The following is a 1,638-nucleotide window of genomic DNA, read 5'->3' on the forward strand; positions in this document are numbered from 1 at the left end:
GCAATACGGCCCGCGCGAATCGATGGAATACGACGTCGTGATCGTCGGCGGCGGCCCCGCCGGGCTGTCGGCGGCGATCCGGCTCAAGCAGCTGGCCGCCGAGAAAGGCACCGAGATCGGCGTGTGCGTGCTCGAGAAGGGTTCCGAGATCGGCGCGCACATCCTGTCGGGCGCGGTGATGGACCCGCGCGCGATCACCGAGCTGTTCCCCGACTGGAAGGCGCGCGGCGCACCGCTCGATGTCGAGGTCACGGAAGACCGCTTCCTGTTCCTGTCCGAGAAAAGCGCGGTGACCACACCGAACTGGGCGCTGCCGGACAACTTCAAGAACCACGGCAACTACGTGATTTCGCTGGGCAACGTGACTCGCTGGCTTGGGGCACAGGCCGAGGCGCTCGGCGTCGAGATCTTCCCGGGCTTCCCTGCTGCCGAGATTCTGTACAACGACGACGGCTCGGTCAAAGGCGTCGCGACCGGCAACATGGGCGTGGGCAAGGACGGCGAGCCGACCGAGAACTTCCAGCTCGGCATGGAGCTGCACGCGAAGTACACGCTGTTCGCCGAAGGCTGCCGCGGCCATCTCGGCCGCCAACTGATCTCGAAGTTCAAGCTCGACGCGAACGCCGATCCGCAGGCGTACGGGATCGGCATCAAGGAACTGTGGGAAATCGATCCCGCGAAGCACAAGCCGGGCCTCGTGATCCACACGGCCGGCTGGCCGCTGAAGTCGGATACGTACGGCGGCTCGTTCCTGTATCACATGGACAACAACCAGGTCGTGGTCGGCTTCGTGGTGGGCTTGGGCTACACGAACCCGTACCTGTCGCCGTTCGAGGAATTCCAGCGCTACAAGACGCATCCGTCGATCCGCGCGTTCCTCGAAGGCGGCAAGCGCGTGTCGTACGGCGCGCGCGCGATCACGGCCGGCGGCCTGCTGTCGCTGCCGAAGACGGTGTTCCCGGGCGGCGCGCTGATCGGCGACGACGCGGGCTTCCTGAACGCGTCGCGGATCAAGGGCAGCCACGCGGCGATCAAAACGGGCATGCTGGCCGCGGACGCCGCATTCGACGCGGTGCAGGCCGGCCGTCAGTCGGACGAACTGAACGCGTACCCGGACGCGTTCAAGCAATCGTGGCTGTACACGGAGCTGTACCGCGCGCGCAACTTCAAGCAGTGGATGGCCAAGGGGCTGTACCTGGGCACGCTGATGGTCGGCATCGAGCAGAAGGTGATGGGCGGCAACGTGCCGTGGACGCTGCATCACCAGCATGCGGATCACGAGATGCTGAAGCCGGCGTCGCAGTGCGAGCCGATCGCGTATCCGAAGCCGGACGGCAAGCTGACGTTCGATCGCCTCTCGTCGGTGTTCATCTCGAACACGAACCACGAGGAGAACCAGCCCGCGCACCTGACGCTGAAGGACGCGAGCGTGCCGGTGAACGTGAACCTGCGCACGTACGCGGGGCCTGAGGCGCGGTTCTGCCCGGCGGCGGTGTACGAGTTCGTGAAGAACGACGACGGCAGCGAGCGGCTCGTGATCAACGCGCAGAACTGCGTGCACTGCAAGACCTGCGACATCAAGGACCCGACGCAGAACATCGTGTGGGTCACGCCCGAAGGCGGCGGCGGGCCGAATTA

The 1,638-nt window shown here is 65.8% G+C and carries 1 protein-coding gene; it reads left to right on the forward strand.

Translation table 11 applies throughout. The features are described from left to right. On the forward strand, positions 1–1,638 hold a 1,638-nt coding region (locus WT53_RS29545; RefSeq protein ID WP_060262534.1), incomplete at both ends, for an electron transfer flavoprotein-ubiquinone oxidoreductase.

It is taken from the genome of Burkholderia sp. MSMB2157WGS (assembly GCF_001532755.1).
Lineage (GTDB): Bacteria > Pseudomonadota > Gammaproteobacteria > Burkholderiales > Burkholderiaceae > Burkholderia.